Source organism: Variovorax sp. GW821-FHT09B05 (assembly GCF_059418265.1).
On the sequence record NZ_JBWKPN010000001.1, the window covers coordinates 504,664 to 528,233 of the forward strand.

The following is a 23,570-nucleotide window of genomic DNA, read 5'->3' on the forward strand; positions in this document are numbered from 1 at the left end:
GCCTTCGTGCACGAGCCGGTGCTCGCGGACGAAGTCGCCCGCGAAGCCGCCGCGCCGGAGGTGGTTCGCCCATTCGACGACGCCGCAATGGTGACGGACAGTCTCGACAGCGCGGCGCTGCTGCGCGGCCAGAAGGTGGTCGAGATCTCGCACAACGGATTCGTGTACAGGCTGCAGGCCACCAAGCTGGGCAAGCTTATCCTGACCAAGTAGTTTCAGTTTCATCGTGGGGCGACTCCGAGACTCAACGGTCTCCAAGGGTCGTTTTTTGCTAGCCATCGGTTCACCGGCCAGCCATGCATTTTTTTCCCACGCCGACGAACATCGACCGGACGCACGCGCATGGACGAGCACGCCGCCGCTCCCGACCTGAAGCAGACCGGGCTCAAGGCCACCCTGCCGCGCCTGAAGGTGCTGGACCTGTTCCGCACCAGCAAGCAGCGGCACATGGCGGCGGAAGACGTCTACCGCCAGCTGCTCGCCGAACAGACCGACCTGGGTCTCGCCACCGTCTACCGCGTGCTGGCCCAGTTCGAGCAGACCGGCCTGCTCAAGAAGAGCCAGCTCGGCAACAACAAGGCCGTCTACGAGCTCAACGACCGCGAGCGCCACCACGGCCACCTGGTGTGCACCAAGACCGGCGACGTGCTCGAGTTCTTCGACCCCGAGATCGAGAACCGCCTCAAGGTCATCGCGGCGGAACTGGGCTTCGAACTCTCCGACTACGTGGTCACGGCCTTCGGCGCGCGGCGCTGACGTCCGCGCCCCGCGCTCGCCTCAGTGCGAGAAGCGCCGCGCCCCGCCATCGACGTGGATCACCTGGCCCGTGATGTAGCGCGCCAGCGGCGAACACAGCAACGCGACCAGCGCCGACAGGTCCTCGGGCTCGCCGATGTAGCCCGCGGGACAGTTCTCTTCCACCCAGCGCCGCTGCGCCTCCTCGGTCGGCAGCAGCTTGTGGTCGACCTGCTCGGAGTGGATACGCCCCGGCGGAATCGAATTGATCGTGATGCCGTCCTTCGCGACGTGGCGCGACAGCGCCTTGGCCCAGATGTGCGTCGCGCCATTGGGCGGCACCGCGCCGTTGATCGCCACCGGCTCGTCCCCGCCCGTGATGTTCACGATGCGGCCGAAGCCCCGCGCGCGCATGTCGTCGATCAGCGCATGGGTCAGCTCGCGTGCCGCATGGAAGTTCAGCGCCATCGCATCCTCCCACTGGCGCGCCGTGCCCAGCCCCTCGAAGGGCCGCGAGCCGCCCGCGTTGTTCACCAGAATGTCGGCGCTACCGAAGGCCTCGAGCACCGCAGCGCGCACCACGGACGGCGTGTCCGGCTGCGTGATGTCGCGGGCCAGCACCAGCGGGCGTTCGAAGCCGTCGGCCGCGAGCGCGTCGGCGACCGCCTCGAGCCGCTCCTTGCCGCGCGCGACGATGGCCAGCCTGGCCCCCTCCTGGGCCAGCGAGCGCGCGATCGCGCGGCCCACGCCGATGCTCGCGCCGGTCACGATCGCGACCTTGCCCGATAGTTTGAGATCCATGGCTGATTCACTCCAGGTTGATTGAGAGCCGCGCAGTATTCGCCAGCGCCGAAATGGAGACAATCTCGAGATCTCCAGTCTCGCTGTTTCCATTTGGAAACAGTCCTCTCTCCCAACCGCCGAGGACCTCCTCCATGAGCGACCACCTTCCCGAACAGATGGCCGGCATCGCCGTGTTCGCCTGCGTCGTCGAGGCCCGAAGCTTCACCGGCGCCGCGCGCATGCTCGGCACCAGCAAGTCGGCCGTGAGCAAGCAGATCGCGCGGCTGGAGACGCTGCTCGACGTGCAACTGCTGCGCCGCACCACGCGCAGCCTGAGCCCCACCGCCGCCGGCCAGACGCTGTACGACCGCACCGCCGAGGCGATCGCGCTGTGCCGCAGCGCGGGCGGCGAGGTCGCCTCGCTGCTGCAGCGGCCGATGGGCTTGCTGCGCGTCACGGCGCCTATGACGCTCGGGCGGCGGGTGGTCGCGCCGGCGCTGCCGGCCTTCCTCGAGGCCTATCCCGAGATGCGGGTGCAGCTGGTGCTGCTCGACCGCTCGGTGGACTTGGCGGAAGAAGGCTTCGACATCGCGATCCGCACCACGCGCGAACTGCCCGCGGGCGCGGTCGCGCGGCCGCTGGGCAGCACCGCGTACCTGCTGTGCGCGGCGCCCAACTATCTCGCGCGCGTGGCCGCGCCCGCCAGCCCCGAAGACCTCGCCGCCCTCAACTGCCTTCGCTATGGCGAGGGCGAGACCCACCAGCTCTGGCGCTTCGACGGCGCCGACGGCCCGCGCGGCGTGCGCGCCGTACGCGTCAGCGGCAACCTGCTGGTCAACAGCAGCGAGTCGCTGCGCGACGCGGTGCGCCAGGGCCTGGGCGTAGCGCTACTGCCCGACTTCGTGGTCGACGAGGACTTGCGCCAGGGCAGCATCGTGCGGCTGCTGCCGGACTGGACCGTGCGCCCGCCCTTTGGCGCCACGATCTCGGCGGTGTGGCTGCCCGACCGGCACCTGCCGCCGAAGATGCGCGTCTTCGTCGACTTCATGGTCGAGCGGCTGAGCCGCTGAGCGGCGCAGGCTCCTAGCGTCCGCGCAGGCTGCGCGCCAGGGCCTGCGCGGCCTCCTGCAGCACCGGAATGCTCTTGTCGATGGTGGCACCCACGAGCCGGTTGACCGGGCCGATGATGCTCAGTGCGCCGACGAAGGCATCGCCCTGTCCGTGGACCGGCACCGCGATCGCATTCGCATCGGGATTGCGCTCGCCATAGGACACGTAGAGCCCGTCGCGCCGCACCGCGTCGTACTTCGCGCCCTTGGCGCCGGTGAAGGCCATCAGCACGTGCGCGCTCGCGCCGCGGTCCATCGGCAGCTCGGCGCCCTCCTCCACGTGATGGCCGATCGAGCTGGCGGCGAAGCGGCGGTACAGGCAGATGCGCCGGTCGCCCTCGCGGATGTAGAAGGCCGCGGTCTCGCCCAGGCGCTCGACGAGGCGGTCGAGCACGGGACGCACATGGCGCTCGAGGTCGAAGGTGTTCTGGTAGAGCACGCCGAGCCGCCACAGCGAGGGGCCGAGGCGGAAGAAGCCGTCGTCGTCGCGATGCAGGTAGCCGAAGTGCTCGAGCGAATGGAAGAGCCGCAGCACGGTGCTCGGATAGAAGCCGGTGCGCGCCGAGATCTCGCTCAGCGGCATGCGCGCGGTGCCGTCGGCGAAGGCCTCCAGCACCGACAGCGCGCGCTCGACGGCCTCGACGCGCGGCTTGTCCCTGGTCTCGGCCTCGGCCTGCGAATCGGCCTGCGAATCGGCCTGTGGATCGGCCGCGGCCGCGGTCTTGCGCGCGGCCGTTGTCTTGCCCTTGGGCGTCATGTCCATGCTCCTCGGGGTCTGCCCCAGTTTGACTTTGTGGAAAGAGCTCGCCTATGATTTTCTATCAGAGAGAAATAAATTCTACCAGATAGAAATTCAAAACCGAAAGCGATCCACAGCATGCGCACCATCCAAGGCGTTCCCGTCCTCGACACGCTGGCCGAACTGGTCGACCCGCGGCACACCGCCGTCGTGGTGATCGACATGCAGAACGACTTCTGCCACCCCGACGGCCACTTCGCGCGCAATGGCAAGGACATCGGCGCCATCGCCGCCTCGGTGCCCGCGCTCTCGGCCTTCGTGCGCGAGGTGCAGGCGCGGCAGGTGATGGTGGCCTTCATCCGCCAGCTCACGCTACCGCACGGCCTGAGCGATTCGCCGGCCTGGCTGCGCTTCAAGTGCCGCGACGGCAAGACGCCCGAGTACACGCTCAAGGGCAGCTGGGGCGCCGAGCTGGTCGACGGGCTGGTGCCCGGCCCGCGCGACGTGGTGGTGGAGAAGTTCCGCCCCGACGCCTTCGTGCGCACGCCGCTCGACGGCCTGCTGCGCGCGCGCGGCATCCAGACCCTGGTGCTGGTCGGCAACTCGACCGAGGGCTGCGTGGAGTCCACGCTGCGCGGCGGCTCCTACCACGACTACTACATGGTGACGGTGCCCGAGCTGCTGAGCAGCACCAGCGCCGCGCTGCACGAGGGCTCGCTGCAGTTCATGCGCGCCCGCTATCCGCATGCCACCGCCGCCGAAGTGCTGGCGACCTGGCCCGACGCCCCCGCGACGCGCTGACGCCATGCAGGTGCGCGACCCCGACCGCCTGCGCGGCGGCTCCATCTTCCAGCGGCCCCGGCTCACGCTGCCCGGCGGCGCGCGCATCGCGGTCTGGGTCTGTCCCAACCTCGAGCACTACGAATGGCTGCCCGACCCGGTGCGCGTGCGCGACCCCTGGCCGCGCATGCCGCATCCCGACGTGCTCGGCTACGGCGCCAAGGACTACGGCAACCGCGTCGGCGTCTGGCCGATCTTCGAACTGTTTGATCGCCTCGGCATCCGCGCGACGGTGTCGCTGAGCCTCGCCAACTTCGAGCGCTATCCGCAGATCATGGAAGCCTGCGAGGCACGCGGCTGGGACACGATGTGCCACGGCATCTACAACACCCAGTACCTGTGGGACCTCGACGAGGACGCCGAGCGCGCGCTGATCGCGAACTGCGTCGAGCGCTTCCGCCGCCTCACGGGCCGGCGCATGGCGGGCTGGTTCTCGCCGGCCATCTCGCACACGCTGCGCACGCCCGACCTCGTGGCCGAGGCCGGCTTCAAGTACTACTGCGACCTCTACCACGACGACCAGCCGACGCCGATCGCGGTGCGCAGCGGCAGGCTCATCAGCCTGCCCTACCAGACCGAGCTCAACGACGCGGTGCTGCATGCCGGCGCCGCCGAGGGCCCCGAGTTCCTGCGCATCGCGCAGGACATGTTCGACACGCTGTATGCCGAGGGCGAGGTGCAGCCGCGCGTCATGAACATCGCGTTCCACCCGTACATCATGGGCCGGCCGCACCGCCTGCGCTACCTCGAGGCGGCGCTGCGCCACATCGCCTCGCACGACAAGGTGTGGTTCGCCACCGGCGAGGAGATCGCCGACTGGTACTACGCCAACGGCTACGAGGCCACGCTGGCGGCCGATGCGGCACGCGATTCCATGTACGCGCAAACGGGAGCCGCGCCATGAGCGGCTCGCCCCTGCCCCGCGCGCAGCCGGCGCCGCGCGGCATGGACCACGCGCTCTACGACTTCGAGCCGCTGCCCGCGCGCCCCGCGCTCTCGTTCGGCACGCGCCGGCTCGCGGCCTGCCTGGTGCTGCAGCTCGAGCACTGGGAGCTCGCGCCGCCCGAGGGCAGCCTGCGCGACCCGCGTTTCAAGGGCGAGTTCGGCACCTTCGCGCCCGAGTTCCGCACCTGGAGCTCGCGCGCCTACGGCAACCGCGTCGGCGTCTGGCGCATCCTTGCGCTGCTCGACGAATTCGGCGTCGCGCCCACGGTCGCGCTCGGCGCGGCCGTGGTCCAGACCCATCCCGAGCTGGTGGCCGAGATCGTGCGGCGCGGCTGGGAGGTAGCGGTGCACGGCTTCTCGGCCAACCGCATGATCAGCGCGCGCATGGACGAGGCCGAGGAGCGCGCGTTCATCGTCGCCTGCCGCGACATCGTCGCCTCGGCCTGCCCCACGCCGCTGCGCGGCTGGCTCGGCCAGGACCACGGCTTGACGCCGCGCACCGGCGCGCTGCTGCGCGAAGCGGGCTTCGCCTACACGCTCGACTGGCCGAACGACGACCAGCCCTACTGGCAGGCGACCGGCGAGCTGCCGCGCGGGCTGGTCGCGCTGCCCGCGCCCACCGAGCTCGACGACGTGCAGACCATCGCCCTGCGGCGCATCGCGCCCGAGCGCTTTCCCGGCCTGGTGCGCGACATGCTCGACGGCGCCGCGGCCCTGCCCGAGGGCCGCGTGTTCTCGATCGGCATCCATCCCTGGCTGTTCGGTGCGCCGCACCGCATCCGCTACCTGCGCCAGACCCTCGAGCTGCTGCGCGAACGCAGCGACCTGCTCGTCACCACCGCGGGCGACATCGCCGACCGATTCATCCACTGTTCCAAGGAAAGACCGCATGTTGCATAGCTCACTCAAGGCGGCACTGCTCGCGCTCGGCCTCGTGGCCTTCACCGCTTCCACCGCGCTCGCGCAGCCGGCGCCGCTTCGCACCGCGGTCGACCCCGTGGCCGCGCCCTTCGCGATGACCAGGCTCAGCGGCGGCCTCGAGGGCTTCAGCATCGACCTGCTCGCAGCCATCGGCACGCAGCTGGGACGCAGGATCGACGTCGCGGCCATGCAGTACTCGGGCGTGTTCCCCGCGATGCAGGCCGGCAACATCGACTTCGTCGGCGCGCCCGTCACGGCCACGCCGCTGCGCGCCGAGAGCATGATCTTCACCGAGGGCTTCCTCAACACCGATTACCAGTTCGTGACGGCCGCCTCGGCGCCGCTCGAAACGCTGGAGTCCTACCGCGGCAAGACCATCTCGGTCAACAAGGGCGCGGCCTACGACGCCTGGGCACGCGCGCAGGCACCTACCACGGGTTGGATCGTCGAGTCCTACGGCACCACCAACGACGCCATCGCGGCCGTGATCTCGGGACGCAGCGCGGCCGCGCTCACCAACACCACCGAGGTCGCCTGGGCGGTCAAGAAGAACCCGCGGCTGCGGCCCGGCTACCGGCATGCGACCGGCGAGGTGTTCTCGATGGCCTTCCGCAAGGACTCGGTCGCGCTGCGCAACGAGGTCGAGGGCGCGCTCGAATGCCTCAAGGCGCGCGGCGAGGTCGCCAAGCTCTACGAGAAGTGGTTCGGCGTCGCGCCCGCGGCCGGCTCGGTCGCCACCACCGTCGAACCCGGCTATGGCGTGGCGGGCCTGCCCGGCCACGACGCCGCGCCGCATCCGGCGAACTGCAAGAAATGAAGGCCGCGGCCATGACCCGACGGAAGTGCCACGCATGAACGCGCCCATCCTGCAGATCCACGGACTGCGCAAGCATTTCGGCGGCAACGAGGTGCTCAAGTCCATCGACTTGTCGATCGCGCCGGGCGAGCTGGTCTTCATCATCGGTCCCTCGGGCTCGGGCAAGTCGACCCTGCTGCGCTGCTGCAACCGGCTCGAGGAGCCCGATGGCGGCTCGATCACCGTCGACGGCGAGGACCTGCTCTCGCCGCGCACGAACCTCAACCTGCTGCGCCAGCGCGTGGGCATGGTGTTCCAGCAGTTCAACCTCTATCCGCACCTGCGCGTGCTCTCCAACGTGACGCTCGCGCTGCGCAAGGTGCGAGGCCTGTCCGCCGCCGAGGCCGACCGCGCGGGCCTCGCCGCGCTGGAACGCGTGGGCCTGGCGCACAAAGCCAGGGCCTATCCGGGCGAGCTCTCGGGCGGGCAGCAGCAGCGCGCGGCGATCGCGCGCGCGCTGGCGCTCGAGCCGAAGATCATGCTGTTCGACGAGCCCACCTCGGCGCTCGATCCAGAGCTGGTGTCCGAGGTGCTGCAGGTGATGCAGGAACTCAAGAAGACCGGCGTCACCATGGTCGTGGTCAGCCACGAGATGCGCTTCGCGCGCGACGCCGCCGATCGCATCGTCTTCATGGAGCACGGCGTCGTCGTCGAGCAGGGCTCGCCCGCGCAGATCCTCGCGGCGCCGCCGGGCAGCCGCGCGCGCGACTTCATGACCGACGCGCTGCATTGAGAAGAACGACAAGAGAGAACCCGGCACCATGGAATGGCAACGCTTCCTCGAGGTCTTCGCGAACCCCGCGATCTTCCGCACCTACGGCCCGAACATCGCGGCCGGCGCCGTGGTCACGCTGCAGGTGGCCGCGGCGGTCATCGTGACCGGCATCGCGCTGGGCCTGGCGCTCGCGTCGGTGCGCGTCTACCGCATCCGTGCGCTGAACCTGCTGATCGTCGGCTTCGTCGACATCTTCCGCGCGCTGCCGCCGCTGGTCGTGATCCTGCTGGCCTTCTTCGGTCTGCCGAACGCGGGCCTGAGCCTGTCGGCCTTCGTCGTGCTGTGGCTGGTGCTGAGCCTGGTGCTCGCGGCCTTCGCCGAGGAGATCTTCTGGGCCGGGCTGCTGTCGGTGCCGAAGGGCCAGTGGGAGGCCGCGCGTTCCACCGGCCTGGGCTTCACGCAGGCCTATGTCTACGTGGTACTGCCGCAGGCCCTGCGCATCACGGTGCCGCCGCTGACCAACCGCACCATCGCCATCACCAAGAACTCGGCGCTGGGCACGGTCATCGGCGTGCCCGAGATCCTCAACCAGGCCTCGACCGCCCAGTCCTTCAGCGGCAGCGGCACGCCGCTGTTCATGGCGGCCGTCGCCTACCTCGCGATCTTCGTGCCCTTCGTTGCGCTGGGCCGCGCGATCGAACGCCGCTTCCGCTGGAAGCGCCGCTGACCACCCGCGCCACCGTGCCGCCAGGACCGCCATGAACCAGCTTCTCGAACAGTTCTTCGACCTCTCGATCATGGCGGAGGTCTTTCCGCTGCTGATGCAGGGGCTGTGGGTCACGCTGCTGATCTGCCTGTGCACCATCCCCGTGGGCCTCGCCTCGGGCCTGCTCGCGGCCATCGCCGGCGGCGCGCGCCAGCGCTGGCTGCGCTGGCTGCGCTGGCTGGTGGTGGTCTTCGTCGACCTGTTCCGCTCGCTGCCGCCGCTGGTGATCCTGATCTTCACCTACTCGGGCCTGCCCTTCTTCGGCGTGCGGCTCTCGCCGTTCGCGGCGGTGTGCGTGGCGCTCGTGCTGAGCATGACCAGCTACTTCTGCGAGGTGTTCCGCGCCGGCCTCGAGTCCGTGGGCCCGGGCCAGCGCGAGGCCGCGGCCTCCACCGGCCTCGGCCGCTTCACCACCCAGGCCTACATCGTCGTGCCGCAGGCCGTGCGCAACGTGCTGCCCGACCTGGTCTCCAACATCGTCGAGGTCGTCAAGCTCACCTCGCTCGCGAGCGTGGTGGCCATGCCCGAGCTGCTCTACAACGCCGACATGGCGCGCGCCGCCACCTACAACGCCACGCCGATGGTGCTGGCCGCGCTGATCTACCTGGCCATCCTGTGGCCCGTGGTGCGGATGCTGAGCCGGCTCGAGCACCGGTCCGCGCACTGAGCGGCGGGCGCCATCCCCCGCGACAACGAGGTCTCCAAGTGACACGCATCCTGGTCATCGTCCCCTTCCCGCTCGACGCCCACAACCTCGCGCAGCGCCGCGAGCAATCGCGCGCCGTGCAGTTGCAAGGCGGCACCACGCTCGAGTACCGCACCACCCAGGTCGCGCCCTCCAACTACGTGAGCGGGCACGACTCGGTGATCGCCGAGCTGTCGATCCTCGAGGTGGGCCTCGGCGCCGAACGCGAGGGCTTCGATGCCGTGTGCATCGACACCATGAGCGACACCGGCATGACCGCGCTGCGCGCCGCGCTCGCCATTCCCGTGATCGGCCCCGGCCGCCACGCGATGCTCACGGCGATGATGCTCGGGCGCCGCTTCTCGATCCTCACCATGTGGGACGCCTGGCAGCCGCTGTACCGCAAGACCATCGCCGAGCTGGGGCTGCAGGCGCATTGCGCCTCGGTGCGCGCCGCCAACCTGCGGCCCGACAACCGCAACCTGCTGGCCGGCAAGGAGGAGGAAGTGTTCCCGCGGCTCGAGGAGGTGGCGCTGCAATGCGTGCGCGAGGACGGGGCCGACGTGATCATCCTCGGCTCGACCACCATGCACCAGGCGCATCCGCACCTGGCGCAGCGGCTGCCGGTGCCGGTGGTCAATCCAGGCCCGCTGAGCTACGCACTGGCCGAGGCCGCGGTGCGGCTGCGCGCGCCCCACAGCCCGCGCGCCTATCCACCGCAGGCCGTGCCGCGGCCCGAATGGCTCGCCGCGGTGCTCGCGGCCGGCGCGCGCGCCGAGGCCTGAGACCCCTTCTTCCTTCGACGAACCCGCCATGACCCGCATCCTCGTCCTGCAGCCGCACGCGTTCTCCGAGCCCGCGAACGCCGCGCCGCGACCGGCCTTCGAATCCGACATCGACGCAACGTACCGCGCCGTCGGCGGCGCCTGGAGTGCCGCCGGCGGCTTTGTCGACGCCGCGCTCGAAGACCTCGCCGTGTTCGAGGCCGGCCGCCATGCCGCCGAAGAGGGCTTCGATGCCGTGTGCGTCGATGCCCTCGACGACGGCGGCGCGAACGCGCTGCGCTCGATGCTCGCGCTGCCCGTGCTCGCCACCGGCAAGACCGTGGCGCTGCATGCGCTCACGCTCGGCGGCCGCTTCGCGCTGATCGCCGGCACGCGCGAACGCGCCGTGCGCGCCGCCGCCGCGCAGCGCCAGTGGGGCATCGAGCGCCATTGCGCGGCGCTGCGCACGGCCGAGCCGGATGCGCCGCATGCGCTGCGCGCCACGCTGTGGGAATGCCTCGAACAAGGCGCCGAGGTGCTGTGCTTCGACAGCGGCGCGCTGAGTACCGCGGCGCGCAAGATCGCGCCCGACTTCCCGCTCGCCCTGCTCGATCCCGTCGAGGTGACCGTGCGCCTCGCGCAGGCGCTGGTCACCGTGTCACTGACGCACAGCCGCACGGCTTCGCCGGCGCCGCTGGTGCCGAAGCTGGCGGTGATCGAGGCGATGGCGAGGCAGGCCGTCTCCCAGGCGACACCCTGGACCCGGCCTTCCGTCCCCGCGCGCGACTAGCTAGGAGTGCCCGGTTCCACGGCACGGCCACTCGCCCCCGCATCAACCCCTTGTTACATGCTCGCGAGATACTCGGGCGGTGAACGCCCCGTCTCTCTTTCTCCCTTCCCACCACGACCCGCTGATCGTCGCGGCCTCCCTGCTGATCGCCACCCTGGCCTCCTTCGTCGCGCTCGACCTGTCGCGGCGCATGCGCGGGCCCGGCGGAAATTTCCAGCCGCTGTGGTGGAGCGTCGGCTCGGTGGTGCTGGGCACGGGCATCTGGTCGATGCATTTCGTGGGCATGCTGGGCTTCACGCTGCCGATCGAGCTGGGCTTCTCGGGCTGGTACACCTTCCTGTCGTGGGTCGCGGCGGTCGCGGCCTCCGGGGTGGCGCTGTGGGTCGCGAGCCGGCCCAACTACAGCCTCGGGCGGCTGGGCGTGGCCTCGCTGGTCATGGGCGGCGGCATCTGCGGCATGCACTACATCGGCATGGCGGCGCTGCAGATGGCGCCCGGCATCCTGTGGCAGCCCGTGATCGTGGGGCTGTCCGCGCTGATCGGCATCGGCGCCTCGGCGGTGGCGCTGCTGATCATGCGCAACCTGGTCCGCGTGAGCGCCGCCCGGCGCCCGGCCGTGCAGCTGCTGGCCGCGCTGGTGATGGGCGTGGCGATCTGCGGCATGCACTACACGGGCATGGCGGCGGCCAATTTCGCGCCCGATTCGGTCTGCCTGAGCGCCGGCGAGCTGCACGGCACGGGGCTGACGGTCATCGTGGTGCTGGCTTCGTGCGTGCTGCTGCTGGGCACGCTGCTCGGCTCGATCCTCGAGGCGCGCATGCAGATGGTCACGCAGCGCCTGGCGCTGTCGCTCGAGGACGCCAACGCCGAGCTCACCCACGCCAACCGCGAGCTGCAGCGCCATGCCTTCACCGACGCGCTGACCGGCCTGCCCAACCGCGTGCTGTTCGAGGACCGGTTGGAACACGCGCTGGCGCGCATGGCGCGCGTCAACCAGCCGCTGCTGAAGGAACGCGTGGCGATCCTGTTCGTCGACCTCGACGGCTTCAAGCCGATCAACGACTCCTTCGGCCACGCGGCCGGCGACGAGATCCTGCGTGCCGCGGCCAAGCGGCTGATGGACGTCGCGGGCGACGGCGACACGGTGGCGCGCATCGGCGGCGACGAGTTCCTGCTGCTGCTCGAGGGCGTGAGCGATGCGGCCGAGGCCGCCCAGGTCGCCAACCGCGCGCTGCGCAAGCTGGCCGAGCCCTTCTCGCTGCAGGACAAGCCGCTGCAGATCGCCTGCTCGATCGGCATCGTGGTCTACCCCGGCCAGGGCGAGCCCGACAAGCTCGTGGCCAATGCCGACGCCGCGATGTACATCGCCAAGCGCGCCGGCGGCGCGAACTACGTGATGTTCGAATCACACATGGGCTCCGACGTGGCGGCGCAGCTGCGGCTGCAGAGCGACCTGCGCCGGGCCGTCGACCTGAACCAGTTCGAGCTGCACTACCAGCCGAAGATGGACGGGCGCGACGGCTCGCTCAGCGGCGTGGAGGCGCTGGTGCGGTGGAACCACCCCGAGCTCGGCCTGATCGGGCCGGCGCAGTTCATCGGCCTGGCCGAGCGCTTCGGCATGATCGTGCGCCTGGGCGACTGGATCCTCGACGAGGCCTGCCGGCAGATCGCCCAGTGGCGCACGCAGGGCCTGTCGATGCCGGTGGCGGTGAACCTGTCGGTCATGCAGTTGCGCGAGGTGGATTTCGTCGAGCGCGTCGAGCGCGCGCTGGCCCGGCATGCGGTGCCGGCCTCGCTGCTGCTGTGCGAGATCACCGAGTCGGTGGCGATGGAGGACATCCGCGCCACGCACCGCACCTTCGAGGGCCTGGCGGCCGTGGGCGTGTTCCTGTCGATCGACGATTTCGGCACCGGCTACTCGAGCCTGAGCCAGTTGCGCCGGCTGCCGGCGCGCCAGGTCAAGATCGACCGCAGCTTCGTGCAGGACCTCGAATCCAAGGAGGATTCGCGCGCCGTGGTCGACGCCGTGATCCGGCTCGCGCATGCGCTGGGCCTGAGCGTGGTGGCCGAGGGGGTCGAGAACGAGATCCAGCGCGACATCCTGCTGACGATGGGCTGCGACGAGCTGCAGGGCTTCCTGTACTCGCGCGCGCTGCCGGCCTCGCAGCTGTTCGACTGGCTCGCGGTGCGCGCCGCGGCCTGAGCGCGGCCCGCCACCGCCTTCATCGGCGGCACGGCAGCGGCTCGAGCCGCCACCAGCACAGCGCGCAGCCCAGCAGCAGCAGCACGGCGGCGATGCCCGTCGACAGCTGCATGCCGCGCAGGAAGGCCTGCGGCGCGGTGTGGCGCACTAGGTGGCCGAACACGGCGACCCCGAGCAGCCCGCCGACCTGGCGCGAAGCATTCAGCACGCCCGAGGCGATGCCCGCGCGCGAGGCCTCGACCGAGGACAGCGCGAGGTTGGTCATCGTCGGCACGCACAGCGCCGTGCCACTCGCGGCCAGCAGCATCGGCAAGACCAGCCAGGCATAGGCGCCCTCGATGCGCACCGGCAGCAGCAGCGCATAGCCGCAGGCCGCCAGGCCCAGCCCCATCATCATCAGCCGCCGCGCGCCGATGCGCGTGACGAGCCGGCCCGCGAGCACGCTGGCGCCCATCAGCACCAGCGTCATCGGCAGGAAGGCCAGGCCGGTCTGCTGCGGCGACAGGTGCTGCTGGACCTGGAAGAACAGGCTGAAGACGAAGACCAGCCCGTAGTAGCCGAAGTTGACGACCACGCCGCACAGGGAGGCGATCGCGAAGGCGCGGATGCGCAGCAGGCCCAGCGGCAGCATTGGCGCGGCGCTGCGAGCCTCGATCCAGACGAAGGCCCCGCCCGCCGCGAGCGTCAGCAGCAGCCCGCCCGCGACCCAGGCGCTGGTCCAGCCCAGCCGCCCGGCCTCGACCAGCGTCGCCGTCAGCACGGCGGCCAGTTGCCCGGGCCCGTCGAGGCGCCGCGCATGGCCTAGCCCGTCGGCGGCCACGTGGCGCAGGGTCAGGGCCCCGGCCAGCAGGCCGATCGGCAGGTTGATCAGGAAGATGCTGCGCCAGCCCCCGTGCGCGACCAGCACGCCGCCGAGCACCGGCCCGGCCGCCATCGCGATGCCGCCGATCGCGCCCCACCAGCCGATCGCGCGGCTGCGCTCGACCGGGTCCGCGAAGGCCCGCTGCAGCATCAGCAGCGAGTTAGGCACCAGCAGCGCCGCGCCGACGCCCTGCAGCAGGCGCGCCGCCACCAGCGTGCCGAGCCCGGGCGCCGCGCCGCAGGCGACCGAGGCCACGGTGAACAGCGCGAGGCCGCCGAGGTAGATGCGGCGCGGCCCGAAGCAGTCGCCGAGCGCGCCGCTGCTCAGCAGCAGGGCCGCGAACACCAGCGTGTAGGCATTGACCACCCATTGCAGCCCGGCCACGTCGGTGCGGAACTCGCGCAGCAGCGCATCGAGCGCGACATTGACCACGCTCACGTCGAGCAGCACCACGACGAAGCCCAGCGACGCGGCCACCAGCGTGCCCCGGCGCGAAGACGATCCGGTTCGCATGTTCCACCCTTTACATCCATGAAGAGGAGGCGATGGTGCGCCGCGGCGTTCTGTGCGTGAATTCCCTAAAATCGCGGACTCACTGCGAGAAAACGCACAGATAAACAACACCATGTTCGACTGGGAGAACCTGCGCCATTTCCTGGCCGTCGGTCGCGCCGGCACGCTGTCGAGCGCCGCGCGTTCGCTGCGCGTCGACCATGCGACGGTGAGCCGCCGGCTGGCCGCGCTCGAGGCCGAGCTGGGATTGCCGCTGGTGGAGCGGCTGCCGCGCGCCTGCCGCCTGACGGCCGCGGGCCTCGAGGTCTTCGAGCAGGCCAAGGCGATGGAGAGCGCCTCCTTCGCCATCGCGCGGCGCAGCCAGGCGCGGCAGGTGTCGCTGCGCGGCAAGGTGACATTGAGCGCCTCGCCGGTGCTGGCCACGCACTTCCTCGCCGCGCGCATGGCAGACTTCCATGCGGTCTACCCCGACATCCAGCTGTCGGTGCGCTCCGAGGCCCAGCAGGTCTCGCTGAGCCGCGGCGAGGCGGACCTCGCGCTGCGCCATGTGCGGCCCAGCGAACCGAACAACATCGCGCGCCGCGTCGGCCGCATTCCCTTCGCGCTCTATGCGGGCCGCGACTACCCCGCCCTCGCGGAGCCCGCGCGCTGGACCTTCATCGCCTACGACGACCGCTTCGCCGACATGCCCCAGCAGCGCTGGCTGCTCGGCAACGCGGGCGAGCGCCCGGTGAGCTGCGAGCTCGGCGACATCAGCAGCCAGCTCGTCGCCGCGCGTGCCGGCGCCGGCGTCGCGGGCCTGCCCTGCTTCCTCGGCGACGCGGAGCCCGCGCTGGTGAAGCTCGAGCCCGGCGGCGCGCCCTTCGAGCATGCGATCTGGCTGGTCACGCACCGTGAGCTCAAGCGCTCGGCCACGGTGCGCGCGGTGATGGACTATCTCGCCCGGGCCTTCGCCGACAGCGAGGCGCTGCGGCTGCCCTGATCGCCGCGTCCTAGGACGCGTCGAGCACCTCGCGCACGCGCGCGGCCAGTTCCTCGATCGTGAAGGGCTTGCCGATCAGGTGCACGCCCGCGTCGAGCACGCCGTTGTGGACCACCGCGTTGCGCGTGTAGCCCGTGGTGAACAGCACCTTGAGTTCGGGCCGCCGCCGCAGCGCCTCGTCGGCCAGCTTGCGGCCGTTGGTCTCGGGCATCACGACGTCGGTGAACAGCAGCTGGATCTCGGGATGGGCATCGATCAGCTTCAGCGCCGCCACGGCGCCGTCGGCCTGCAGCACGCGGTAGCCGAGCTCGGTGAGCGCCGCGACCGTGAGCTGCCGCACCGCGGGCTCGTCCTCCACCACGAGGATCAGCTCCTCGGTGCCGCCCAGCGGCGTGTCGGGAGCCGCCTCGGCCTTCTCGTCCTCGGCGGGCGCGCCGAGCAGGCGCGGCAGGTAGACCTTCACGGCCGTGCCCTCGCCGACCTCCGAATAGATCTTCACGTGGCCGCCCGACTGCTTGACGAAGCCATAGACCTGGCTCAGGCCCAGCCCCGTGCCGCGGCCCACCTCCTTGGTGGTGAAGAAGGGATCGAAGGCCTTGGCGACCACCTCGGCGGGCATGCCCGAGCCGGTGTCGCTGACGGCGATCATCACGTACTGCCCGGACGAGAGGCCGAGGTGCTCGACCGCATAGCGCTCGTCGAGGTGGGTGTTGGCGGTCTCGATGGTGAGTCGCCCGCCATCGGGCATGGCGTCGCGCCCGTTGACCGCGAGGTTGAGGATCACGTTCTCGAGCTGGTTGGGGTCGGCATGCGTGCGCCACAGGCCGCCGGCCAGCACGGTCTCGAGCTGGATCGCGCCGCTGAGCGAGCGGCGCAGCAGGTCCGACATGCCCGCCACCAGCCGGTTGGCATCGAGCGACTCGGGGCGCAGCGGCTGCTGGCGCGAGAAGGCGAGCAGGCGCTGCGTCAGCAGCGCGGCGCGCTTCGCGCCGTCGCGCGCGGCCTCGACGTAGCGCCGGGCGCGAACGTCGTCGGCCGCGAGCTGGCGCCCCAGCAGGTCGAGCGAGCCGATCACCACCGCGAGCATGTTGTTGAAGTCGTGCGCGATGCCGCCGGTGAGCTGGCCCACCGCTTCCATCTTCTGCGCCTGGCGCAGCGCCTCCTCGGTCTTGAGCCGCTGCGCGACCTCCTCGGCCACGCGGTGCTCGAGCGAGTCGTTGAGTTCGAGCAGCGCGCGCTCGGCGCGGTGGCGCTGGGTCACGTCCTGGAACAGCACGGCGACCTGGCGGCGCTCGGGCGGCTCGACGCGGAAGGCGGCCAGCTCCAGGAAGCGGCCGGTGCGCACCAGCTCGCGCTCGAAGCGCACCGGCTCGCCCGTGAGCAGCACGCGGCGGTAGATGTCGACCCAGCCGTCGGCCTCGTCGGGCACCATCTCGCGCACCCGCTGGCCCACCACGTCGGCGATGCCGGCATTGGCCAGGTAGGCCGGGTTGGCCGTGACGTGGATGTAGTCGCTCATCGGCCCATGCGGGCCGTCGAGGAATTCGATGACGCAGAAGCCCTCGTCGATGGTCTCGAACAGGGTGCGGAACTGCCGATGGCTCTCGCGCAGCGCGAGCTCGGAGGCCTTGCGCTCGCTCAGGTCGAGCATGGCGCCGATCATGCGCAGCGGCCGGCCCTGCGCGTCGCGCAGCACGGTACCGCGGTCGAACACCTCGGCATGGCTGCCGTCCTTGCGCAGGAAGCGGTACTCCTGCGTCCAGGCCGTCCCGCCGCCGTCGATCACGGCATGGATGCCGGTCTCGACACGCGCGCGATCCTCGGGATGGATGTGGTCGAGCCACCAGTCGGCGCTGGTCTCCTCCTCCGTGTGGCCGAACAGCGTGGTCAGCGCCTGGTTCCAGACCACGTGGCCGTCGGACAGGCGCCAGTCCCAGACCGCGTCGTTGGTGGCCAGCACCGCGAGCCGGTAGCGCTCCTCGGTCTCCGTGCGCTGGGCCTGGCGCCGCGTCGCCTCGTCCTCCTTGTCGGCCAGCCGGCGCCGGGCCAGCACCTGGGCGGTGGTCTCCCAGACGGTGCACAGCAGGCCGCGCACGGCGCCCTGTTCGTCGCGCAGCGGCGCATAGGAGAAGGTGAACCAGGTCTGTTCCTCCAGCCCCTCGCGGTTCACGACCAGCGGCAGGTCCTCGCGATGGACCGGGCTGCCGGCCAGCGCCGTCTCGACCAGCGGCCCGACCTCGGGCCAGATCTCCGCCCAGACCTCGGCCAGCGGTGCGCCCAGAGCTGCGGGATGCTTGCCCCCGAGGACCCGGGCGTACGGCTCGTTGTAGACCATGCCCAGGGCGTCGCCCCAGGCCAGCCACATCGGCAGGGCCGAATCGAGCATCAGCGACACCGCGTGGCGCAGCGCGCCGGACCAGCCCTGCGGCGGCCCGAGCGCCGAGCGCGCCCAGTCGTGCTCGCGCAGGAAGGCGGCGGCGAGCGTGCCGTCGGGCCGGAAATGTCCCTCGTGCTGCAGTGCGGTGCCGGGCCCGCCGTGTGTCTCGCCGTTCTTCATGAGTGCGTCCGCGTGCTGGGCGTATCCCTTGGTGCGCCTGTCCAGGGTCGGTATCGTAGGGGCGCCGCGGGCTGTGCCGCGTCGGCGGGCAGGCCGTCTCGCGACCGGTCCGGGGCGATCTAGGGGCCTGGCGTCGGCGGCGGCACCGCCCACGGGTTCGCGGATCCCGGTGGTCTCAGCACGGACGGCGCGGAAGGATCGGAGGACGGCATCGTCATGCTCGGCGGCGAAGCCATCACCGGACGGACCGGTGCCGGCCGGGGCATCACGGGCAGGGGCGACAGGCCCCGGATCTCCGACAGCCCCGCGGTCGCATCGCCCGCCCGCCGCCCGAACTCGCGCTTGATCGCCCGGTCGATCAGCGGATAGGGAAACATCGCGAGCTTGCCCATGAGGCAGTTGATCATCAGGCTGTCGAAGGAGCGGCCGAACGATCCTTTCTCGAATTCCTTGGCATGAAGCTCGAGGATGCGGATCGCGTCGTTGCACTTGAGCACGTCGGCCTTGCCCTTGCCGAGCGAGGCGGCCAGCTTCCTTGCCTCCGGCAGCGTGGCGTAGGGCTGCTGCACCAGCGCGGCCGGTGCGATGGCCGGTGCCGTCGGTGCCGGAGGTCGCGCCGGCGCCGCGGCCAAGGGCAACGGCGACGAAGGTGCAAGCGCGGGGAACGAAGCCGCCGGTGCGCTCGGCGCGCGCGGCAAGGGTGCCAGCGTGCGATGCGGCGCCGGGGCCGGGGCGGGCGGCGTCGAGAGCCTCGACAGCGTCGACGCGAGCCCCATCATGCCGACCAGGCACATCACCACCACCCACGGATTGCTGGCGGACGCCGCGTTGCCCGTCGGCACCGGCCGCGCCTTGGGCCGCGCGGGCGCGAACGCCACGAAGCGCCGCCACGCCGGAATGGCCGCTTCCCATGCGCGCCAGCGCTCGATGTTCGAGGGGTTGGTGACGATGTGCAGCCAGTGGGGGAAGTTGCGCACCGCCTGCTCGGCCAGCGGCAGCGACTTCGCGAGCCGGCGCACGCCCGGCTTGTCCGGCGAGCGCAGCTGCCGGATCGGTTCGCGCAGGCGCTCGCGCGTGCCCTCGGGCAGGCTGTCGTACGCATCCAGCTCCTGGATCGCGTGGTCGATGATGACGCCGGAACGGCCCAGCCTCGAGAGCGACGCCGCTTCCTCGCGCCAGCGGAAGGCACCGACGGCCGGGGCGAACACCTTCTCGTGCCCGGGGCGCCAGCCGTTGGCCAGCCACGAGGCCACGCCCAGCTCGAACAGGAACCGTGCATCCACATCCAGCAGCCGCGGGTCCTCGAGCGCGGCATCCAGCGCCGCCCGTGCTTCGTGCCGGTCCGGTGTCCCGGCCGCGGCGAGACGGGCCATGAGGGCATCGAACACCGCGCGGGCGTAGTCGTCGGACCGCTGCATCCGGGACGGCGCAGCGGCGTCGTCGACGGGGCCGCTCGCAGGTGCCGCCGGGGTCGGCGCCGCCTCCTCCGGCGAAGCGGGTGTCGGGTCCGGCGCGTCGCGCGCGGCGGCATCGCGGTGCGCGAGCCAGGCCAGCACGAGCTCATAGCGCTCGCGCAGCGCCTGGAACCGCGCGGGCTCCGCGGCGACGTCGATCTGCTTGAGCTGCGCGGCATAGGCGCGGCGTACCGCCTTGCCGTCCGTGTCTTCCGAAAGGCCGAGCGACTGCAGCGCCGCGAGCACCTGCGCGTTCATGGCCGGGCACGCCCGTCAAGGGAACACGGGCGCGCCGCGTTCCCGGATCCCCGCGCCTGGCATGCCGCCATCCGGCTGCTGGCGATGCCCCGTTCCTTGCCGACCGTCATCCTCGCCCCTCGTGTTCCGCTTTCGTGGCGAATGTATACGAGCGAGGCGACGGCCGGCGCTCGCGCCGGGTCGGGGCGTCGGAGGATGCGCGCGGGCACCTGGGCTTGCCCGGGCCGCCGAACGCCGGGTCAGGGATTGCCGTCGGGCAGGAGCACCAGCTTGCCGAAGGTGCGCCGCTCCTGCAGATCGGCCAACGCACGAGGCAACTCGCTGAAAGCGTAGCGGCCGCCCACGTCGGCGTGCAGTTGCTGGTGCCTGAAACCGGCCAGCACGTCGTCCAGCGCCTGCCCGATCAAAGGCAGGTCGCGCTCATGGCTCCAGTAGATGCCCAGCGCCGACGCGCTCTTGAGCAGGAGACGGTTGGCGCGGATCTCGGGAATGCGTCCGCTCGAGAAACCCACGAGGCATAGGCGCGCGCCATGGGCCAGGCACTTGACGCTGCGGTCCGTGATATCGCCCCCCACGGGATCGATGAGCACATCCACGCCCTTGCCGCCGGTGGCCTGCATCACCTGCTCGACCCAGTCGTCCTCGCGGTAGTCGATGCAGACCGAAGCCCCGCGCTCCCTGCAATGCGCGAGCTTGTCCTGGCCGCCCGCGGTGGCGATGACGCGCGCACCGGCCCGAACCGCGAGCTGGGTGGCCGCCAGCCCGACCCCGCCGGCGGCCGCGTGCACCAGCACCGTCTCGCCCGCCTGCAACCGGGCCCGTGCGAACAAGGCGATCCACGCGGTCGGCCAGACCACCGGCAGCACGGCGGCCTCGGCCAGCGGGACTTCCTCGGGCACGCGCACCAGCCACGAGGCCTCGGCCACGGCGAACTGCGCGAAGCCGCCCCACATGACCTTGGTGGCGACCCGGTCGCCGGGGCTGAAGGCGCCACCGCCCGAAACGCTCTCGACGATGCCGCTGATCTCCTGGCCCGGGGTGAAGGGCAGCGGCGGCCGGATCTGGTAGGCGCCGCGCGTCATCAGCACGTCCGAGAAGTTGAGCCCGGCAGCGGCCACGCGCACCAGCACCTGGCCCGGCTTGGGATGCGGCAGCGGCATCTCCATGAGCTCCGGAGGCTGCGTGACGTCCCTGACGATCCACGACTTCATACGGCCCCCCGCGCGCGCAGTTGCGCAAGATCCGCCGGCGCGATGCCGATGCCCTGCAACACCTCGTCGGTGTGCGCACCCAACAAGGGGTCGGCCTGGACCTTCGCCGGATCCCCCGAAGAGAACACGGCCGGCTGCAGCACGAACGGCCAGGGGCGCTCGGCATCCTGCGCCTGGGCGACCCGTCCTCGATCCTGCCGCGCGGACTGCGCATGGGCCTGCTGCAGATCCCAGACCGGGCCCGCCGGCACGTCGGCCTCCAGGCAGGCCTGGACCACCTCGTCCACGGTCCGCTCGCGCGACCATGCCGTGATCGCCGCCTTCAGCGTCGGCTCATTGCGCGCGCGCTGCAGGTTGTCGACGAAGCGCGGGTCCTCGACCCACTCGGGCTTGCCGATCAACGGCGCGAAGCGGCGGAAGAACCCGTCGTTGCTGACCACGATCACCGCCCAGCCGTCGCGGGCCTCGAAGCAGTCCACCGGCGACGTCACGGGATGGCGGTTGCCCACGCGCTGCGGCGCCGTGCCGCTGGCGAACAGGCGGCTCGCGCTGGTGAGCTGCAGGGCCAGCATCGCATCGAACATCGACAGGTCGATCTGGCGCCCCTGGCCATCCCGCTCGCGGGCGAACAGCGCCGTCATCAGCGACCAGGCACCGAACAGGCCCGTCACGAGGTCCGCCACCGAGTCGCCCACGCAGGTGGGCTCCTGCCCGGGACGGCCCGTGGTGCTCATGAGCCCGGACATGGCCTGGATGATCAGGTCATAGGCCGGCCGCCCCTTGAATTCGCCCTGCTGCCCGAAGCCCGAGATGCTCAGGTAGACCAGCGAGGGATTGCGTGCCTTCAGCGTCTCGTAGTCCACCCCCAGCCGCTGCGCGACGCCGGGGCGGAAGTTCTCGACCACCGCATCGGCGGTATCGACCAGCGCATACAGCATCTCGCGGGCGCGCTCGTCCTTGAGATTGAGCGTGACGCTCTTCTTGTTGCGGTTCAGCAAGGAGAAGTAGACGCTGCGGCCGTCGACGAAGGGGCCGAAGTGGCGCGAGTCGTCGCCGGTCACGGGCGTCTCGATCTTGATCACCTCGGCCCCCACGTCGGCCAGCAGCGCGGTGCAGTAAGGCCCCGACATCACGCGCGACAGGTCGACGATGCGCAGGCCGTTCAGAAGTTGTTGTTGGGTCATGAGAGGGTCATCCCAGAAGAAGGCTGTCGTCGCTGAGTTCCTTGCCGCTGCGCTGGGAGAACAGCGCCAGCAGGTCCGGAACATCGAGCCGCTCGCGTTCGCTGCCGGCGATGTCGAAGACGATGCGCCCCTGGTGCAGCATGATGGTCCGGTCGCCGTGATCGAGTGCCTGGCGCATGCTGTGCGTGACCATCAGCACCGTGAGCTTGAGCTCACGCACGAGGTCATCCGTCAGCTTCATCACGAACTCCGAGGTGCGCGGATCGAGCGCGGCCGTGTGCTCGTCGAGCAGCAGCAGGCTCGACGCGTTGAGCGACGCCATCAGCAGGCTGATCGCCTGGCGCTGCCCGCCCGAGAGCAGGCCCATGCGGTCGTGCAGCCGGTTCTCCAGCCCGAGGCCGAGCCGGGCCAGCGCGGCGCGGATGCGCTCGCGCCGAGGCGCCGTCACCGCGTGACCCAGTCCGCGCGCATGGCCGCGCGCCAGGGCGATGGCCATGTTTTCCTCGATCGTCAGTTCCTCGCAGGTGCCCGCCAGCGGGTCCTGGAAGACACGGGCGATGGCCCCGGCGCGACGCGCGACCGGCCAGCCGGCGATGGCTTCGCCGTCGATCGTGACGGCCCCGCCGGTGGGGGTCGTCTCTCCCGCGAGCACATTGAGCAAGGTGGACTTGCCGGCGCCGTTGGAACCGATCACCGTGATGAACTGCTGCTGGGGGATGTCCAGCGACAGGCCGCGCAGCACGTGGTTCTCGAGCGCGGAGCCGGGATTGAAGACCACATCCAGCTTCTCGACCCTGATCATGCTTTTCTCCCGCGCAATGCACCGGCCAGGCCCACGCCGGGCGCAACCAGTGCCAGTGCCACGAGCGCCGCGGTCACCATGTTCAAGTCCGAGGGCGTGAGCCCGATGCTGTCGACGTCCAGGGCCAGCGCCACCGCGATGCGATAGAGCACGGCGCCCACCAGCGCGGACAAGGTCGCGCGCACGATGGTCGTGTTCCTGATCAGCACCCCGCCGCCGATCACGGCGGCAAAGCCGACGACCACCACGCCGCCGCCCATGTTGACGTCGGCCGAGCCTTGCGTTTGCGCGAAAAGCGCGCCGCCGAGAGCGGACAGCCCGTTCGCCATGGCGAGCCCCAGCCAGGTCATGCGGCCGGTGTGGATGCCGTAGGCGGCCGCCATCCGCGGATTGGCGCCGGTCGCCCGCAGGGCCAGGCCGGTTTCGGAGGCGAGGAAGCGGTTGAGCAGCAGGACGATCGCCACGCACAGCAGGACGAGCACGAGCGGCACCGCATAGGCACTGCCGACGAAGTGCGCGCCCAGCCCCGTGAACACCGTGTCGGTGCCCAGCAAGGGCGTGTTGGGCCGCCCCATGATGCGCATGTTCACCGAATACATCGCGACCGAGGCCAGGATGCCGCTGAGGATGTGCAGGATGCGCAGCCGGACGTTGAGAAACGCCGTGAGCGAACCCGCGAGCATGCCGGCGACGAAGGCCAGCAAGGTGGCCAGGTAGGGGTTGGCGCCCGCGACGATCGATGCGGCGGCCACGGCACCGCCGAGCGGGAAGCTGCCCTCCACCGTGATGTCGGGGAACTTCAGCAGGCGAAAGGTGATGTAGGTTCCGAGCGCGACGAAGCCGAAGATCAGCCCCGTCTCGAGCGCGCCCAGCAAGGCGTAGAAATTCATCCCGCC

At 70.9% G+C, this 23,570-nt stretch carries 23 protein-coding genes; 14 read left to right on the top strand and 9 right to left on the bottom strand.

Going from position 1 to position 23,570, the window contains the following annotated elements:
• The first annotated feature begins 60 nt into the window (after positions 1-60).
• Both hemP and AC07RM_RS02090 read left to right on the top strand, forming a co-directional pair.
• Positions 61-213: a hemin uptake protein HemP gene (hemP, locus tag AC07RM_RS02085; protein WP_495333408.1), complete on the top strand. Its 153-nt coding sequence runs from the start codon at positions 61-63 to the stop codon at positions 211-213.
• A gap of 129 nt (positions 214-342) precedes the next feature.
• Positions 343-756 carry a ferric uptake regulation protein gene (locus tag AC07RM_RS02090; protein WP_093352239.1) on the top strand — a complete coding sequence of 138 codons (414 nt, stop codon included), beginning with the start codon at positions 343-345 and terminating at the stop codon, positions 754-756.
• A gap of 21 nt (positions 757-777) precedes the next feature.
• Here AC07RM_RS02090 and AC07RM_RS02095 read toward each other — a convergent pair whose 3' ends face one another.
• The gene (locus AC07RM_RS02095) at positions 778-1,536 is read right to left on the bottom strand and encodes an SDR family NAD(P)-dependent oxidoreductase (RefSeq protein WP_495332608.1); all 759 of its coding nucleotides are present in this window, start codon (positions 1,534-1,536) and stop codon (positions 778-780) included.
• Positions 1,537-1,670: 134 nt separating this feature from the next.
• Here AC07RM_RS02095 and AC07RM_RS02100 point away from each other — a divergent pair, with 134 nt between their 5' ends.
• Positions 1,671-2,588: a LysR family transcriptional regulator gene (locus AC07RM_RS02100; protein ID WP_495332610.1), complete on the top strand. Its 918-nt coding sequence runs from the start codon at positions 1,671-1,673 to the stop codon at positions 2,586-2,588.
• 13 nt (positions 2,589-2,601) lie between these two features.
• On the opposite strand, the gene AC07RM_RS02105 is transcribed toward AC07RM_RS02100, so the two are convergent.
• A complete protein-coding gene (locus AC07RM_RS02105; protein ID WP_495332612.1) occupies positions 2,602-3,384 on the bottom strand; it encodes an IclR family transcriptional regulator in 783 nt (260 codons plus the stop codon).
• A gap of 120 nt (positions 3,385-3,504) precedes the next feature.
• On the opposite strand from AC07RM_RS02105, the gene AC07RM_RS02110 reads away from it, so the two are divergent.
• The 10 genes from AC07RM_RS02110 to AC07RM_RS02155 all read left to right on the top strand — a co-directional run bounded on the left by AC07RM_RS02110 (position 3,505) and on the right by AC07RM_RS02155 (position 12,851).
• A complete protein-coding gene (locus AC07RM_RS02110) occupies positions 3,505-4,167 on the top strand; it encodes a cysteine hydrolase family protein (RefSeq protein WP_203207135.1) in 663 nt (220 codons plus the stop codon).
• Between the two features lie 4 nt (positions 4,168-4,171).
• Entirely contained in the window at positions 4,172-5,110 is a 939-nt protein-coding gene (locus AC07RM_RS02115; protein WP_495332614.1) for a polysaccharide deacetylase family protein, read from the top strand.
• Positions 5,107-6,051 (top strand): polysaccharide deacetylase family protein, encoded by a 945-nt coding sequence (locus AC07RM_RS02120; RefSeq protein ID WP_495332616.1) that lies wholly within the window; start codon positions 5,107-5,109, stop codon positions 6,049-6,051. The genes AC07RM_RS02115 and AC07RM_RS02120 overlap by 4 nt, the downstream gene beginning before the upstream one ends.
• Positions 6,041-6,889 carry a transporter substrate-binding domain-containing protein gene (locus AC07RM_RS02125; RefSeq protein WP_495332617.1) on the top strand — a complete coding sequence of 283 codons (849 nt, stop codon included), beginning with the start codon at positions 6,041-6,043 and terminating at the stop codon, positions 6,887-6,889. Before AC07RM_RS02120 ends, AC07RM_RS02125 begins: the two co-directional genes overlap by 11 nt.
• A 34-nt stretch (positions 6,890-6,923) precedes the next feature.
• Positions 6,924-7,661 (top strand): amino acid ABC transporter ATP-binding protein, encoded by a 738-nt coding sequence (locus AC07RM_RS02130; protein WP_395346371.1) that lies wholly within the window; start codon positions 6,924-6,926, stop codon positions 7,659-7,661.
• Between the two features lie 28 nt (positions 7,662-7,689).
• Positions 7,690-8,370, top strand: a complete 681-nt coding sequence (locus AC07RM_RS02135) for an amino acid ABC transporter permease (protein WP_209539618.1) — start codon at positions 7,690-7,692, stop codon at positions 8,368-8,370.
• Between the two features lie 31 nt (positions 8,371-8,401).
• Positions 8,402-9,076, top strand: a complete 675-nt coding sequence (locus AC07RM_RS02140) for an amino acid ABC transporter permease (protein ID WP_495332620.1) — start codon at positions 8,402-8,404, stop codon at positions 9,074-9,076.
• 38 nt (positions 9,077-9,114) lie between these two features.
• Positions 9,115-9,879 (top strand): aspartate/glutamate racemase family protein, encoded by a 765-nt coding sequence (locus AC07RM_RS02145; protein WP_495332622.1) that lies wholly within the window; start codon positions 9,115-9,117, stop codon positions 9,877-9,879.
• A 28-nt stretch (positions 9,880-9,907) separates the two neighbouring features.
• Positions 9,908-10,648, top strand: a complete 741-nt coding sequence (locus AC07RM_RS02150) for an aspartate/glutamate racemase family protein (protein ID WP_495332624.1) — start codon at positions 9,908-9,910, stop codon at positions 10,646-10,648.
• Between the two features lie 79 nt (positions 10,649-10,727).
• Entirely contained in the window at positions 10,728-12,851 is a 2,124-nt protein-coding gene (locus AC07RM_RS02155; protein ID WP_093352242.1) for a putative bifunctional diguanylate cyclase/phosphodiesterase, read from the top strand.
• A gap of 19 nt (positions 12,852-12,870) precedes the next feature.
• On the opposite strand, the gene AC07RM_RS02160 is transcribed toward AC07RM_RS02155, so the two are convergent.
• On the bottom strand, positions 12,871-14,226 hold the full coding sequence (locus AC07RM_RS02160) for an MFS transporter (protein ID WP_495332626.1): 1,356 nt from the start codon (positions 14,224-14,226) through the stop codon (positions 12,871-12,873).
• A gap of 112 nt (positions 14,227-14,338) precedes the next feature.
• Between AC07RM_RS02160 and AC07RM_RS02165 the strand changes: the two genes are divergently transcribed.
• On the top strand, positions 14,339-15,208 hold the full coding sequence (locus tag AC07RM_RS02165; protein WP_495332628.1) for a LysR family transcriptional regulator: 870 nt from the start codon (positions 14,339-14,341) through the stop codon (positions 15,206-15,208).
• Positions 15,209-15,218: 10 nt separating this feature from the next.
• Here the strand turns inward: AC07RM_RS02165 and AC07RM_RS02170 are convergent, their stop codons facing one another.
• The 6 genes from AC07RM_RS02170 to AC07RM_RS02195 all read right to left on the bottom strand — a co-directional run bounded on the left by AC07RM_RS02170 (position 15,219) and on the right by AC07RM_RS02195 (position 23,564).
• Positions 15,219-17,765 (bottom strand): PAS domain-containing protein, encoded by a 2,547-nt coding sequence (locus AC07RM_RS02170; protein WP_495332630.1) that lies wholly within the window; start codon positions 17,763-17,765, stop codon positions 15,219-15,221.
• A 119-nt stretch (positions 17,766-17,884) separates the two neighbouring features.
• Positions 17,885-19,477, bottom strand: coding sequence for a hypothetical protein (locus tag AC07RM_RS02175; RefSeq protein ID WP_495332632.1), 1,593 nt, complete (start codon positions 19,475-19,477; stop codon positions 17,885-17,887).
• Between the two features lie 239 nt (positions 19,478-19,716).
• Positions 19,717-20,688, bottom strand: a complete 972-nt coding sequence (locus AC07RM_RS02180; protein WP_495332634.1) for an NADPH:quinone oxidoreductase family protein — start codon at positions 20,686-20,688, stop codon at positions 19,717-19,719.
• The gene (locus AC07RM_RS02185) at positions 20,685-21,872 is read right to left on the bottom strand and encodes a CaiB/BaiF CoA transferase family protein (RefSeq protein WP_495332636.1); all 1,188 of its coding nucleotides are present in this window, start codon (positions 21,870-21,872) and stop codon (positions 20,685-20,687) included. Before AC07RM_RS02185 ends, AC07RM_RS02180 begins: the two co-directional genes overlap by 4 nt.
• A 7-nt stretch (positions 21,873-21,879) precedes the next feature.
• Positions 21,880-22,674: an ABC transporter ATP-binding protein gene (locus tag AC07RM_RS02190; protein ID WP_093352261.1), complete on the bottom strand. Its 795-nt coding sequence runs from the start codon at positions 22,672-22,674 to the stop codon at positions 21,880-21,882.
• Positions 22,671-23,564: an ABC transporter permease gene (locus tag AC07RM_RS02195; protein WP_495332638.1), complete on the bottom strand. Its 894-nt coding sequence runs from the start codon at positions 23,562-23,564 to the stop codon at positions 22,671-22,673. Before AC07RM_RS02195 ends, AC07RM_RS02190 begins: the two co-directional genes overlap by 4 nt.
• Positions 23,565-23,570 lie beyond the last annotated feature (6 nt).

What these genes read in the sequence shown, in the direction of transcription:
- AC07RM_RS02100 (WP_495332610.1), top strand. Translation starts at nt 1,671, where the DNA reads ATGAGCGACCACCTTCCCGAACAGATGGCCGGCATCGCCGTGTTCGCC.
- AC07RM_RS02095 (WP_495332608.1), bottom strand. Translation starts at nt 1,536, where the DNA reads ATGGATCTCAAACTATCGGGCAAGGTCGCGATCGTGACCGGCGCGAGC.
- AC07RM_RS02130 (WP_395346371.1), top strand. Translation starts at nt 6,924, where the DNA reads ATGAACGCGCCCATCCTGCAGATCCACGGACTGCGCAAGCATTTCGGC.
- AC07RM_RS02175 (WP_495332632.1), bottom strand. Translation starts at nt 19,477, where the DNA reads ATGAACGCGCAGGTGCTCGCGGCGCTGCAGTCGCTCGGCCTTTCGGAA.
- AC07RM_RS02115 (WP_495332614.1), top strand. Translation starts at nt 4,172, where the DNA reads ATGCAGGTGCGCGACCCCGACCGCCTGCGCGGCGGCTCCATCTTCCAG.
- AC07RM_RS02135 (WP_209539618.1), top strand. Translation starts at nt 7,690, where the DNA reads ATGGAATGGCAACGCTTCCTCGAGGTCTTCGCGAACCCCGCGATCTTC.
- AC07RM_RS02170 (WP_495332630.1), bottom strand. Translation starts at nt 17,765, where the DNA reads ATGAAGAACGGCGAGACACACGGCGGGCCCGGCACCGCACTGCAGCAC.
- AC07RM_RS02105 (WP_495332612.1), bottom strand. Translation starts at nt 3,384, where the DNA reads ATGACGCCCAAGGGCAAGACAACGGCCGCGCGCAAGACCGCGGCCGCG.
- AC07RM_RS02120 (WP_495332616.1), top strand. Translation starts at nt 5,107, where the DNA reads ATGAGCGGCTCGCCCCTGCCCCGCGCGCAGCCGGCGCCGCGCGGCATG.
- AC07RM_RS02180 (WP_495332634.1), bottom strand. Translation starts at nt 20,688, where the DNA reads ATGAAGTCGTGGATCGTCAGGGACGTCACGCAGCCTCCGGAGCTCATG.
- AC07RM_RS02090 (WP_093352239.1), top strand. Translation starts at nt 343, where the DNA reads ATGGACGAGCACGCCGCCGCTCCCGACCTGAAGCAGACCGGGCTCAAG.
- AC07RM_RS02190 (WP_093352261.1), bottom strand. Translation starts at nt 22,674, where the DNA reads ATGATCAGGGTCGAGAAGCTGGATGTGGTCTTCAATCCCGGCTCCGCG.
- AC07RM_RS02125 (WP_495332617.1), top strand. Translation starts at nt 6,041, where the DNA reads ATGTTGCATAGCTCACTCAAGGCGGCACTGCTCGCGCTCGGCCTCGTG.
- AC07RM_RS02150 (WP_495332624.1), top strand. Translation starts at nt 9,908, where the DNA reads ATGACCCGCATCCTCGTCCTGCAGCCGCACGCGTTCTCCGAGCCCGCG.
- AC07RM_RS02165 (WP_495332628.1), top strand. Translation starts at nt 14,339, where the DNA reads ATGTTCGACTGGGAGAACCTGCGCCATTTCCTGGCCGTCGGTCGCGCC.
- AC07RM_RS02160 (WP_495332626.1), bottom strand. Translation starts at nt 14,226, where the DNA reads ATGCGAACCGGATCGTCTTCGCGCCGGGGCACGCTGGTGGCCGCGTCG.
- AC07RM_RS02195 (WP_495332638.1), bottom strand. Translation starts at nt 23,564, where the DNA reads ATGAATTTCTACGCCTTGCTGGGCGCGCTCGAGACGGGGCTGATCTTC.
- AC07RM_RS02185 (WP_495332636.1), bottom strand. Translation starts at nt 21,872, where the DNA reads ATGACCCAACAACAACTTCTGAACGGCCTGCGCATCGTCGACCTGTCG.
- AC07RM_RS02110 (WP_203207135.1), top strand. Translation starts at nt 3,505, where the DNA reads ATGCGCACCATCCAAGGCGTTCCCGTCCTCGACACGCTGGCCGAACTG.
- AC07RM_RS02140 (WP_495332620.1), top strand. Translation starts at nt 8,402, where the DNA reads ATGAACCAGCTTCTCGAACAGTTCTTCGACCTCTCGATCATGGCGGAG.